The organism is Methanoculleus sp. UBA208 (assembly GCF_002498065.1).
Taxonomy (GTDB): domain Archaea; phylum Halobacteriota; class Methanomicrobia; order Methanomicrobiales; family Methanoculleaceae; genus Methanoculleus.
In genome coordinates this window covers 1-11,984 of the sequence record NZ_DAFZ01000051.1, presented here as the reverse complement: position 1 = coordinate 11,984, position 11,984 = coordinate 1, and the positions used below count along the sequence as shown (strand labels likewise).

The following is an 11,984-nucleotide window of genomic DNA, read 5'->3' as shown; positions in this document are numbered from 1 at the left end:
AGCATCGAGGACGACCGGCGGATGTTCCGGGAACTCTTCGCTGATCCGCGGTTCCGGCCGGACTTCCTGAAGGTCTACCCGACCCTGGTGACGCCGGGCTCAGAGATCGAGGCTCTCTGGGAGCGGGGGGAGTACCGGCCCTATACCGAGGAGGAACTGATCGACCTCGTCGCCTACGCGAAATCCCTCCTTCCGGAGTACGTCCGTCTCCAGCGGATCCAGCGCGACATCCCGGCAAAACTGATCGTCGCGGGCTCGCGGCACAGCAACTTCCGGCAGCTTGCAGAGGCGCGGCTCCGCGAGCAGGGGGGGCGGTGCCGATGCATCCGCTGCCGCGAGGTGGGCAGATCGCCCGCCCCGGAGGAGGCGGCGGTCTCGACCCTGGTTTACCGGGCGTGCGGCGGGGAGGAGCGGTTCATCCAGGCGGGCTCAAAGGACGCCCTGGTCGGGTTCGCCCGGCTCCGGTTCCCGCACCGGCCCTTCCGCGACGAGCTTACCGACGCCGCGCTCCTGCGCGAGCTCCACGTCTACGGGAGCGTGGTCCCGATCAGCACCCCGGCATCCGCCGACGAGTGGCAGCACCGCAGTTTCGGCGCACAACTCCTCTCCGCGGCCGAAGAAGAGGCACGCGATCACGGTTACGGGCACCTCGCGGTGATGAGCGGTGTCGGGGTGCGGCCCTACTACAGGAAACAGGGATATGAACAAGTGGGCCCATATATGATCAAGACGTTCCCATGAAACCCGCGACGCTCGAGTTTGTGAAGCAGAGGTTCGCCGATTACTACCAGAGGCAGAATCTCACCGTTCCGTCCTCCCTCGAGCAGCGCGAATGGGGTTTCGTCTTCTTCGATGCCGCGGCCGAAGTCAGGATGCGGCGGCATATGGCGTTTGCCGACCCGCTGGAACTCGGCGCATACGTCAAAAACCTGGTTCCCGCCCATGTCTACTACTCGACGGCCTACTACCAGACGCCGTCGGCGGCGACGATGAACGATAAGAACTGGGCCGGGGCCGACCTCATCTTCGATCTCGATGCCGACCATATCGTCCGCGGCCCCTACGCGATGATGCTTGCGCGGGTCAAGGAGGAGACCGAAAAACTGCTCGGGATGCTGACCGACGAGCTCGGCTTTGCCCGGAACCATATCAGGGTCGCCTTCTCCGGGGGCCGCGGCTACCATATCCACGTCACCGATATCGCCGTCCGGGGGTGGGGGAGCCCGGAGCGGCGCGAGGTCGTCGACTACGTCTGCGGCATCGGGCTCGACCCGGACGTGATGCTTGCTCCCGGGGGCGCGCAATCGGGGTGGCGGCGGCGCTATGCGGAAGCCCTCCGGACCCACCTGCTCTGGCTTGCGGGTCTCGACCCGGCGGAGGCGACGGCCTACCTTGCGGGGCTTGAAGGTATCGGCAAGCAGGCGGCCGCGAAGTTCCTCGCGGACCTCGACGCCCTTCTCGCGAAGGAGTCAGGAGACCTCCTCAAGAACCGGGTCGTCCGGGCGATCACGGCCGCACCCGACTTCGAGGAAAGGCTCCGGGACGCCGGAGCGCGTGCGGACGAGCCGGTCACGACCGATATCAAGCGGCTGATCCGGGCGGCGGGGTCGCTGCACGGCGGCAGCGGCATGCGGGTGGTGCCGCTCGGCATCCGGGATTTCGCGGATTTCGACCCCCTCGTGGACGCGGTGGTCTTCGGCGATCGCGATGTACGAGTCGACATGAAGGCAAACTTCACCACGTCCCTGCTCGGGAACACCTACACCCTCAAAGCAGGGGTCCAGAGCGTCCCCGAGGCGCTCGCGATCTTCCTCTGCTGCCGGAACATGGCAGAGATCACGGGAGGTGCGTGATGGCCACCGACCTCCTTGAAAAACTGCGGCAGATGCTGCTCGACATGCACCACTCGGGAAGGCTCTCGCATATCGAGCCCGGCCTCTACGAGGATGCCCGGGCCTACGTCGAGAAGCTCAAGGCAGACTACTACGGCCTGAAGAACCCCCTGGAGAGCCGGGCGGGGAGCCTGCTCATCGAGGAGATCGGCAGCGTCACCGACACCGTGCAGGAGATCTTCTCGGTCCGGACCCGGCAGATCCTCGACCTTGCGTTCCAGCAGATGGAGGGGCAGTACTTCGACAAGGAAGAGGCACGAAAGATGCTCCCGGCGGAGCGGGCGATGTACGAACAGATCGTCGACGCCATCGAGGGGTGCCGGGAGACGCTCGTCCACGGGGTGGAGTGTCCCTTCGGCGTCGAAGGTGCAGCCGCCGCCGGCCGGATGGATGGAGTCGACGAGGCCCGGGAGGTCCCCGGGCCGGAGGGTTCGGAAGCCGCACATCGCCGAACCGTCCAATCTCCCTACGCCCTCGTGCATATCCTCTCCGATATGGAGTCGTTCATGGGAGTGGACGGCAGGACCTACGCACTGGAGCGAGGGGATATCGTCACCCTGCCGGAAAACAATGCAGACGTGCTCTGCGAGAGCGACATAGCCTTAAATATTAGGCTTAACAAGTAATATAGGTACTCGTATCTATCGAATAGAGGCTACTATCATGAAAATGCCATCCAAATTCAAGACATACTGCCCGTTCTGCAGAAACCACCAGACTCATGAAGTCGTGAAGGTAAAGAAGGGCAAAGTTCGCCACTTCAACTGGATCGACCGCCAGAAAGCGCGCAGGAGCACGGTGGGCAACATGGGCAAATTCAGCAAGGTGCCCGGCGGCGACAAGCCGACGAAGAGGATCAACGTCAAATACCGGTGCACGGTCTGTGGAAAGTCGCACCTCCGGCCGGGATTCCGGGTCGGTAAATTCGAGCTTACGGAGTGAGGTTATAGTATGGTCCGGGTGAACAGAGAGAACAGGAGCACATTCCTCCGGGTAAAGTGCCCCGACTGTGAGAACGAACAGGTAGTCTTTGAAAGGGCGAGTACCGTTGTGGAGTGCAACGTCTGCGGGCGTATCCTTGCAGAGCCCCACGGCGGGAAAGCTGATATAAAGGCTGAGATACTGGCAGTACTTGAGTGATAATTCCATGCATGAGAGAGAGTGGCCCGAAGACGGAGAACTCGTTGTCTGCACGGTCGCGGACGTCAAGGACTTTGCGGCGTTCGTGACCCTGGACGAGTACAACGAGCGAAGAGGGCTCATACCGATATCCGAGATAGCACGGGGCTGGATTAAGTACATCCGGGACTACGTAAGAGAGGGACAGAAAGTCGTCTGCAAAGTCCTGAATGTGGACCCCGACCGCGGCCACATCGATCTCTCGTTAAAAGATGTAAACGAGCACCAGCGGCGCGAAAAGATTCACGAGTGGAAGAACGAGCAGAAGGCCGCCAAATGGATCGGGTTCGCCTCGGAGGCCTCGGGAGCGGACAGTAAGATCATCGAGGAGGCTATATATCGTGAATACGGCCAGTTGTACCCGGCCTTCGAGGACATCGTCACAACCGGCGGCGAGGCGGCGGACAGGCTGAAACTCGACGAGCCGGTCAAAAAAGCGCTCGTCACCGTCGCGAACGAGAACGTGAAGGTTTCGAGGGTGACCATCACGGGACATCTTATCCTGACGTCCCCCCGGCCCGACGGTGTCAACGTCATCCGTCGTGCGCTCCGGAGTGCGCAGCCGAAGGTCGATAACGTGGATATCGACCTGATCTACGTCGGGGCCCCGAAATACAGGATAAAAGTGACCGCACCCGATTATAAAGAGGCCGAGAAGGCAATCGAGAAGGCTGCAAGCGCCGCCGTCGGCGTGGTCGAACGGGCGGGCGGGTCCGGCAAGTTTATCCGGAAGCAGAAGGCCGGATAAGACCATATGAGCAACCGCATTCGCCGCTGTCCGCACGACCTGAGATACACGCTATCTCCGGTCTGTCCGGTCTGCGGCCGGCCGTGCCGGCCGGCCCACCCGGCACGTTTTTCTCCACAGGATAGGTACGGTAACTACAGGAGGACCGTACGCAGATGGAACACGTCACAGTAGCTTTTTCAAGAGAAGATGACATCGACGCCCCGGTCCTGATCGAGGGTCTGCCCGGCATCGGGCACGTCGGAAAACTCGTCGCCGAACACCTGATCCATGAACTCGAGGGCGAGAAGGTAGGAGAGATCTCCTCGATCCACTTCCCGCCGCAGGTGATCGTCGACGAACAGGGGGTCACTCATCTCGTCAACAACGAGATCTACCACTGCGAGAAGGACGGAAAAGCGCTCCTCTTTCTCGTAGGGGATTTTCAGAGCAACTCGGCCGAAGGCCACTACATCCTCGCGGAGCACTACCTCGACATCGCACAAGACCTCGGTGTCCGGCGGGTTTACGCACTCGGCGGCTACGGTGTCGGCCACCTGGTCGAGAGCCCGAGGGTGCTCTCCGCCGTCAACATGCTGCATCTCCGGCCGGAGGTGGAGGCGGCCGGAGGGTCGTTTGAGAATGCGGGAAGCGACGGGATGATCGTGGGGGCCTCAGGCCTCCTGCTCGGCCTCGGCGAGGCGCGGGGAATCGAGGGCATCTGCCTGATGGGCGAGACGAGCGGCTACATCGTCGACCCGAAGAGTGCCGACAGCCTTCTGGCGGTCCTCTCCCGCCTGATCGGGATCGAGGTCGACCATACCTCCCTGCAGCAGCGTGCCGAGGATATGGAGCAACTCATAGCAAAGATCCAGGAAGCCGAAGAGGCAAAAGGTCGCGAAGAACTGAGTTATATCGGATAACGCCTTTTTTTGCGATAGATAGTCCCGGGAACTCCGATACACGCCCGGTCGATGCGAACAAAGCAATGCTCCGGTGCGCCTTCTCCACCCGGAGGATCCGGGTTCCGGATACAGCACGCCTATGCCGAGAAACCTCCTTTTCGGCAATCTGCAACAACCCTCGTTAGGTCGTCAAGGTCATAGCAGGAGACTCGATCGTCCTCCATCGGGCGGCGAGAGAATGTTCGTGCCACGATACAGAAATGCTCCTTGCGCCTGCCGTTCTGCCATGAGACATGGGGCGCTTTCGCCCGGAGCTCCTCGAGAACCCGATGGCCGTCCACACCGTCCTGCCATTTGCACTCGCAGAAGAGAATCTCTGGTTGGTCCTCGCGGAGGCAGACGATATCGATCTCCTCACCCCGGTGCCACCAACTCCCCAGCCGGGTATAGACAAAGGGCAGGGCACCGTGCTGGTTAAAGAGTTCAAAGAGATCTGCGACGATTGCCTCAAAGAGCCTGCCCACATACGCCGCGAACCGCGGTTTGACGTACTGATCCGCGATCAGCCCGGCGTTGCCGCGCTCAAGCGATTCCAGGCAGGGGTTGGCGAATGAGAACCAGAAATTGAAGAGATTGTCAGAGAGGAAGTAGAGACCTTTCCTGCTCTTCTGCCCCTCGGTTACAGGTATACGCCGGTGTACCAGTTGCAGGTCGATCAGAACGGAGAGGTACTTATTCACGATGCTCTTGGAAAGGCCGGTATCATTGCAGATGAGGCCGATACGGTTGTTCCCCTCCGCAATGGAATAGAGGATGGAGAAGTAGTAACGGGGTTCGGCAAGTTCCGTCCTGAGAACGAACTCGACGTCCCGGAAGAGGAAAGAGTCCTCCCGCAGCAACTTCTCTTCCACGTTGGCCATGATGTCTTTATCCGGATCGGCGGTCATGATGTATGCAGGCGTCCCCCCGAAGACGGCATAGAACTCCACAGCCTTGCGCATATCCCCCAGGTAGTCGAGAACATGGATGAACCGGAGAGGGTGCAGGAGGATCTGGCCCGTTCTCCTGCCAAAAAGTGGGCTTCTGTAGTCCATCGTCGTCGACTCCATCATGGAGATGCTCGAGCCGGAGAGGAGGAGGAAGACCTGAGTCTCCTTGAGGTGTGTGTCCCAGTAATCCTGGATGATAGACGGAAGCGAGGGATCTTCTTTGACGAGGTACGGAAACTCGTCGATGGCAAGGACAAACCGGGAGCCGGATCGCTGCACAATGTACTCGAAGAAACTGTCCCAGTCTGAAAAACCGGTTCTTTTGAGGAAGGGATCCTCGAAATAATTCCCGAGGTCTCTTGAGAATTTCCGGAGTTGAAGGGTTTTCGACTCCTCACGGGCAAGCAGGTGGATCCCGTTCCCGAACTGGAGAAACTGGTCGATGAGATCACTCTTTCCGACGCGGCGTCTCCCGTAAAGCACAACGAACTCGGCTTTGCCGCTCCGGTAGCGATCGGCAAGCGCCGATAACTCCCGATGCCGGTCGAGGAACACACTCATAAGTATTATACTTGAGAGTGTACTATATCACTGTTGTGGCCGGGGCATCCGGCCACCCCCCCGTCGGCCGACACGTAACCTTAAGCCCCGCCAGGGACGACAGATTATCGATATGGCTACCCTCTATCTCGCCAGGTGGGAGACCCGGTTCTGGGCCTGGCTCATCGACTTCATCCTGGTAGGGCTGCCCGTCTGGGCAATCTCCGACCGGCTGCCGCCCTCCTGGCAGTTCAGCATAGATCCCGGGCTCATCTCGATCAGCCTCACCTCGGTCGTCTTCTTCCTCTACTGGACGCTGTTTGAGGGATACCGCGGCCAGTCGATCGGCAAGATGGCGTTGAAGATCCGGGTCACCGGCCGCGCCGGTGAGGATATCGGGTTTTTTGCCGCAGCAATCGAGAGTTTCGGTAAAGCATTTCTCCTCATCCCCGACTGCCTGATCGGGTGGCTCGCCATGCCGGGCTCGAAACAGCGGCTCTTCAACCGGATCTCGGGAACCGTCGTGATAGAGACCCGCGAAGCGGAGGAGCCGGAGGGCGTCACCTACGTGAAGCAGAAGGAATGAGGGGAGCCCGCCCCCGCCTTTCACTCCTCGATGCCGAACGACCGGTCGAGTTCTGCAGCCGTGGCCTCGATATCGTCGAGAACCCGGAGCGCATCGTTGCGCAGTTCCTGCACCATCGACTGGAGGGAGTTGCCCCGGAGATGGATCTGCCGCTTGTGGCGGTACACGACACCGGCATCGACAAGGTTCCTGATGTGGTGGTTGATACGGGAACTGGAGACATCCAGGTCGCGCGAGATCCTCTCCACGGGCACGCCGTTCCCGGAGACCTGGTGCGAAAGAAGGACGACGAGAATCCGCTGGGCGACCTGATCGACGTCCCTTCCTTCTCCGATACCGAGGCTGTTGAAGAACCAGTCGAGATTCTCCTCCGCCCTTTTGCCTCTCGGCCTCTCGACCTGTCGAAAGACTATCTGCCTTGCCATCGGTGTCATCGATCATTCATGCGTATGAGCCGATCAGGTATAAAGATATCCAATATATCGAAATCATTTCGATAATATTGATAAGGTTTAAATATTTAGGATGCCATACGATCCTGTTGCAAAAACTCTCTGAAGGTGATGGACTCATGGAGATTATCCCAATCGGAGAACGGGTTCTCATCAGACCCATACGAAGAGAAGAGGTTACGAAAAGCGGCATTTACATCCCCGAATCCGCACGGGAGGGCAGAAAAGAAGGATCCGTCGTTGCGGTAGGAGAGCGCGACGACGGATCCAGTCTCCCCTTAAGCCCCGGGGACCGTGTTTTGTACGGAGGCTATACCTCGGATACGTTCGAGATCGACTCCGAGACATACGTGTTCGTCCCATACAAGGACATCCTGGCAAAGATCAGGTAACGGAGGAAGCCCATGGTGTCATCAAAACAGCTGATGTTCGACGAAGGCGCACGCAGATCGCTCCTTGCCGGCGTCAATAAGGTCGCCGACACTGTCAAGATAACGCTCGGCCCCAGAGGCAGGTACGTCGTGATCGACAGGTCGACAAGCCCCGTCGTGACGAACGACGGCGTGACGATTGCAAAAGAGATCTCGCTCCACGACAAGTTCGAGAACATCGGGGCGAAACTCGTCAAGGAGGTCGCCCAGAAGACCCAGGACAAGACCGGCGACGGGACGACAACCGCAACACTTCTCGCTCAGGCCATCCTCACCGAAGGTCTCAAGAACATCTCCTCCGGGGCGAACCCGAACGAAATCAGGCGGGGCGTCGACGCCGCTGTTGCGGCCGCCGTGGAGTATATCCAATCAACGAGTGTCCCGGTCAGGGAGCGGGACAGGATCCTGCAGGTCGCCGCCATCTCGGCCAACAACGACGAAGAGATCGGTGAACTCATCGCCGACGCGATGGACAGGGTCGGCTACGGCGGGCTCATCACTGTCGAGGACGCAAAGAGCCTCGATACCGGCCTTGAGGTGGTCAAGGGGATGCAGTTCGACCGGGGCTACATCTCACCCTACATGATCACGGACACCGAGAAGATGGTCTGCGAGCACGAAGACCCCTACATCCTGATCACCGACCGGAGGATCACCTCGCTCAAACAGATAGTTCCTATCCTTGAAGCGGCCGCACAGGAGGCGAGACCGCTCCTGATCATTGCCGAGGACGTCGAGGGCGAGGCGCAGGCAGCCCTCATCCTGAACATCATACGCGGCTCACTTAAGGTCTGTGCGGTCAAGGCACCCGGGTTCGGCGACGAACGCAAGGCAATCCTCGAGGACATCGCGATCCTCACGGGCGCGACGGTGATCTCGGAAGACCGCGGGATGAAACTGGAGAATGTCTCCAGGCAGGTCTTCGGCTCGGCCCACACCGTCAAGGTCGACGGAGAGAGCACCCTGATCGTCGGAGGAAAAGGCGACCGCAAGGCCCTTGAAGAGCGGATGCACCTGATCGAGTCCCAGATCAACATAGCGGACTCCGAGTGGAAGAAGGACGAACTCAGAAAGAGGCTCGGAAACCTCGGAGGCGGCGTCGCCGTCATCAAGGTCGGCGCGGCGACCGAGACGGAGTTAAAAGAGAAGAAGATGCGGATCGACGACGCCCTGAACGCCACCAAGGCGGCGGTCGAGGAAGGCGTGGTTTCCGGGGGCGGAGTCACCCTGTTCAGGGCGATCGAAACCCTGGATAAACTGCAGTTCGATGACGACCGGAAGGTGGGTGTCGCCATAGTCCGGCGGGCGCTGGAGGAGCCCATCCGTCAGATTGCAAAGAACGCCGGTGTCGAAGGCGCCGAGGTCGTCGCCACCGTAAAGAGGAGCGACGAGCCAGGGTTCGGCTACAACGCAAAGACCGGCACCTACGAGAACCTGATGGAGCACGGCGTCATCGATCCCGCAAAGGTGGTGCGGCTCGGGCTCCAGAACGCGGCGTCCATCGCAGGCATGATCCTCTCAACGGAGGTCGTCATCACCGACTTCGACGACGAGAAAGACACGAAGACTGCAGCCATCATCATCTGAGGGGGATCCGTTTCCCCCTTCTCCTCCACTCATCCGGGCTCGATGCAGCAACCGCGTCGAGCCCACCCATAAGGAACAATACGGTTTAACCGGTCACGGGGAGCCCGGCAGCCTCCCAGGCGTTCAGGCCGCCCTCGATCTCGTAGACCTCGCAAAACCCGGCCTCGCGCATCATCTCCCGGACACCGGCGCTCCGCCCGGCCCGCTGGCAGTATACGAGGTAGGTCGCCTCCGGGTCGAGGCCATCGAGGTGCTCTGAGAACTCCGCTGAATTGATGTTGATCGCGCCCGGGATGTGCCCGCCGGCGAACTCGTCCGGTCTCCGGACATCGACGATGACAAAACCCGGATCTCCCTCCCTCTCTTCGATCAGGGCGGATGCTTCGGACGGCGTGATCGTCCGGACGACCTGGTCGTCGGGCGCCGGGCTGCCTTCGAGACATCCACCGGCAAGCACAAGCGCGACGGCGAGCAGAACCGCGAGCAGGGGATGGAGATGAACGGCCATGCATCCATGTCACGGCCGCAACGATAAAGCGGTTTCGATCGCCCCGGCCGCTCATCTACCGGTGCAAAAGCCGGGACGATCAGGTGGAGTTGTCGAATTCAAGCGGGGGATCGTCGAGAGACATCACCGCACGGAAGGTCTCGGGCGCGTCCAGCGCCACGACCTCCCCGCCGTCCACCACCGCAACGCGGGTGCAGATTGCCTCCGCTTCGGCCACATCGTGCGTCGTAAAGATGATCGTCACCCTCCGCTCGCGGTTCAGCCGCCGGAGCAGGTCCCAGGTCTCCCGGCGGCCGTGCCCGTCCAGCTCTTTCGTCGGTTCGGCAAGAAAGAGGACCGACGGGTGCGAAAGATACGCCCGGCCGATCTCGAGGTGCTGCACCATGACGGGGGAGTAGGTCTCAACCGGAGAATCGGCGCTCCCGGCGAGCCCGAAGAGTTCGATGACCTCCGGGATCCTCCTTCTCCGGACCTCTTCGCCCAGGCCGTGCAATCGTGCGTGGAAGTCCAGGTTCTCCCTGCCGGTCAGCGCAGGGTCGAGCACCGGCTCGGGGAGGACGATGCCCATGTTCCGCCGCACGTCTCCGAGGTTCCCGAGGATCGCAAGCGGTGAACGCTCGGCAAACCCGGAGATCGGGAAGAGCATCGTCATGAGGATGGCGATCAGGGTCCGCCGGTCCTGGCCTTGGGGGCAGAGAATACCAAAAATCTCTCCGCTCTTCACGTCGAACGGGATCGGGCCTCGCGCCCGAAGCCGTTCCAGATGCCGGATCAGGTCCTCAACAGTAAAGGCAGTCATGCTTCCCCGTGTAGATGCGATCGGTCGGAGCGAACGGAGCCGTTCTCAACCACCTGCTGCCCCGAAATACACCCGAAATTCCCGGATGACGATCCACTTGCAGGACAATCCTCATGGATGTGCTATCCGGGTTCCGTTATCCGATTCGAGGCAGGAGGTATTGTTTATCACTATTTTTGGCTATCCCTATATGAATATATCTATCTAAAAAGGATTATAAAATACGCAATTTATGATTTCTATTTTCTCTCATACCTTCCTTTTGCCATAGAACATGTATGAAGCACTAGTCTTTGGAGTGGGGGGTGGAGAGTTGTACAAGGTCGGCCGAAGACCTCCCGGAGGCCGTACTGATGAAACTATATATGGCATGGACCCGTCCTGTACACCCGGCTTATGGAGACCGAGCTGCCCACGATCGCTATTCTGCCGCTTCCTTTCAGCCCGGAGCAGATCCTCATCGCTCTGGCCGTCCTCATACCGGCCCTGGTCATATTCAACCTGCTCCTCGTCACCGAGGGGGTCTTCGAATCGATCGGGCTCCGGTTCTACCAGGCGGTGCTGGTGACCGCAGGGGCGCTGCTCGGCAGCCTGATCGACATCCCGCTGGTCCCTGTCGGGGAAACGGTCATCGCGGTCAACGTCGGCGGCGCCGTCATCCCCTTCTTCGTGACCGCCGCGATGGTCGCGGGGGGCCGGGTCTCGCGCTACAAGACCCTCGCCGCCGTCGGCGCCGTATCGCTCATCGCCTATGCGTTCGCAACGCCGGTCCCGGGTCTCGGGATCACCATGCCGTTCTACATCGCACCCCTCGCAGGTGCCGCCGCAGGGCTCCTCCTTGCCCGAGGCTGCCGCACCGCCCCCGGGCTCGCCTACGCGGGCGGGACCATGGGCACCCTGCTCGGCGCCGACATCCTCAACCTCGCGAACCCCGACGTGCTTGCGGCACTTGCCGGAGGCCGGGCGACCGTCCTCTCCATCGGGGGCGCGGGGATATTCGACGGTATCTTCGTCACCGGCGTGCTGTCGGTCCTGCTCGCGGCGTATGCGGGGAGGGGTCTGCGGAAGAAGGGAGGCGTCTGCCCGCAGGAGGGAGGGGTGAGGGGGGCGAACTCAGGGATGCAGAGTGAACTCACCAAAAATGCCGTTTTTCTAAACAAGGTGCATTGCGCAAACCTAGTGCGCACGAGTTCTCAAAGATTGTATGCACCCAACACTTGAAACGAGAAAAAACCCGGTGCATTGGACCGCGTGGGGACTGCGCACCTGACGGTGCTCGAGCTCCTGCCCTTTGGCCAGTCGCTTATCGCCATTGGGGGGACGACTGTCCGCAGGACAGGAGTTCGAGAAACCCGAAGGGTTTCGCTGTGGGGCTGACGGGGAGTGCGA

16 protein-coding genes are annotated in these 11,984 nt (G+C 60.6%); 12 read left to right on the top strand and 4 right to left on the bottom strand.

Annotated elements, in window-relative coordinates:
- The 8 genes from BRA62_RS05035 to BRA62_RS05000 all read left to right on the top strand — a co-directional run.
- On the top strand, positions 1 to 741 hold a 741-nt coding region (locus BRA62_RS05035), incomplete at its 5' end, for a GNAT family N-acetyltransferase (RefSeq protein ID WP_292365364.1).
- Positions 738 to 1,853 (top strand): DNA primase small subunit PriS, encoded by a 1,116-nt coding sequence (locus BRA62_RS05030; protein ID WP_292365362.1) that lies wholly within the window; start codon positions 738 to 740, stop codon positions 1,851 to 1,853. The genes BRA62_RS05035 and BRA62_RS05030, both read left to right, overlap by 4 nt.
- Positions 1,853 to 2,518, top strand: a complete 666-nt coding sequence (locus BRA62_RS05025; RefSeq protein ID WP_292365360.1) for a hypothetical protein — start codon at positions 1,853 to 1,855, stop codon at positions 2,516 to 2,518. Before BRA62_RS05030 ends, BRA62_RS05025 begins: the two co-directional genes overlap by 1 nt.
- 37 nt (positions 2,519 to 2,555) lie before the next feature.
- Positions 2,556 to 2,834, top strand: coding sequence for a 50S ribosomal protein L44e (locus tag BRA62_RS05020; RefSeq protein ID WP_292365358.1), 279 nt, complete (start codon positions 2,556 to 2,558; stop codon positions 2,832 to 2,834).
- A gap of 9 nt (positions 2,835 to 2,843) precedes the next feature.
- Positions 2,844 to 3,032 carry a 30S ribosomal protein S27e gene (locus tag BRA62_RS05015; RefSeq protein ID WP_292365356.1) on the top strand — a complete coding sequence of 63 codons (189 nt, stop codon included), beginning with the start codon at positions 2,844 to 2,846 and terminating at the stop codon, positions 3,030 to 3,032.
- 7 nt (positions 3,033 to 3,039) lie between these two features.
- On the top strand, positions 3,040 to 3,819 hold the full coding sequence (locus BRA62_RS05010; protein WP_292365354.1) for a translation initiation factor IF-2 subunit alpha: 780 nt from the start codon (positions 3,040 to 3,042) through the stop codon (positions 3,817 to 3,819).
- A gap of 6 nt (positions 3,820 to 3,825) precedes the next feature.
- On the top strand, positions 3,826 to 3,993 hold the full coding sequence (locus BRA62_RS05005) for an RNA-protein complex protein Nop10 (RefSeq protein WP_292365352.1): 168 nt from the start codon (positions 3,826 to 3,828) through the stop codon (positions 3,991 to 3,993).
- Positions 3,975 to 4,721 (top strand): proteasome assembly chaperone family protein, encoded by a 747-nt coding sequence (locus tag BRA62_RS05000; RefSeq protein WP_292365350.1) that lies wholly within the window; start codon positions 3,975 to 3,977, stop codon positions 4,719 to 4,721. The genes BRA62_RS05005 and BRA62_RS05000 overlap by 19 nt, the downstream gene beginning before the upstream one ends.
- 119 nt (positions 4,722 to 4,840) lie before the next feature.
- Here BRA62_RS05000 and BRA62_RS04995 read toward each other — a convergent pair whose 3' ends face one another.
- Positions 4,841 to 6,253 carry an ATP-binding protein gene (locus BRA62_RS04995; protein WP_292365348.1) on the bottom strand — a complete coding sequence of 471 codons (1,413 nt, stop codon included), beginning with the start codon at positions 6,251 to 6,253 and terminating at the stop codon, positions 4,841 to 4,843.
- 112 nt (positions 6,254 to 6,365) lie between these two features.
- Between BRA62_RS04995 and BRA62_RS04990 the strand changes: the two genes are divergently transcribed.
- Positions 6,366 to 6,818: an RDD family protein gene (locus BRA62_RS04990; protein ID WP_292365346.1), complete on the top strand. Its 453-nt coding sequence runs from the start codon at positions 6,366 to 6,368 to the stop codon at positions 6,816 to 6,818.
- Between the two features lie 20 nt (positions 6,819 to 6,838).
- Here BRA62_RS04990 and BRA62_RS04985 read toward each other — a convergent pair whose 3' ends face one another.
- On the bottom strand, positions 6,839 to 7,252 hold the full coding sequence (locus BRA62_RS04985) for an ArsR family transcriptional regulator (RefSeq protein WP_292365343.1): 414 nt from the start codon (positions 7,250 to 7,252) through the stop codon (positions 6,839 to 6,841).
- A 107-nt stretch (positions 7,253 to 7,359) separates the two neighbouring features.
- Here BRA62_RS04985 and groES point away from each other — a divergent pair, with 107 nt between their 5' ends.
- On the top strand, positions 7,360 to 7,662 hold the full coding sequence (groES, locus tag BRA62_RS04980; RefSeq protein WP_292365341.1) for a co-chaperone GroES: 303 nt from the start codon (positions 7,360 to 7,362) through the stop codon (positions 7,660 to 7,662).
- A gap of 12 nt (positions 7,663 to 7,674) precedes the next feature.
- The gene (groL, locus tag BRA62_RS04975; RefSeq protein ID WP_292365339.1) at positions 7,675 to 9,288 is read left to right on the top strand and encodes a chaperonin GroEL; all 1,614 of its coding nucleotides are present in this window, start codon (positions 7,675 to 7,677) and stop codon (positions 9,286 to 9,288) included.
- An 85-nt stretch (positions 9,289 to 9,373) separates the two neighbouring features.
- Here the strand turns inward: groL and BRA62_RS04970 are convergent, their stop codons facing one another.
- The gene (locus tag BRA62_RS04970; RefSeq protein WP_292365338.1) at positions 9,374 to 9,796 is read right to left on the bottom strand and encodes a rhodanese-like domain-containing protein; all 423 of its coding nucleotides are present in this window, start codon (positions 9,794 to 9,796) and stop codon (positions 9,374 to 9,376) included.
- A 79-nt stretch (positions 9,797 to 9,875) separates the two neighbouring features.
- The gene (locus BRA62_RS04965; RefSeq protein ID WP_292365336.1) at positions 9,876 to 10,595 is read right to left on the bottom strand and encodes an ATP-binding cassette domain-containing protein; all 720 of its coding nucleotides are present in this window, start codon (positions 10,593 to 10,595) and stop codon (positions 9,876 to 9,878) included.
- 396 nt (positions 10,596 to 10,991) lie between these two features.
- Here BRA62_RS04965 and BRA62_RS04960 point away from each other — a divergent pair, with 396 nt between their 5' ends.
- Positions 10,992 to 11,816 (top strand): DUF1614 domain-containing protein, encoded by an 825-nt coding sequence (locus BRA62_RS04960; protein ID WP_292365334.1) that lies wholly within the window; start codon positions 10,992 to 10,994, stop codon positions 11,814 to 11,816.
- The last annotated feature ends 168 nt before the right edge of the window (positions 11,817 to 11,984 follow it).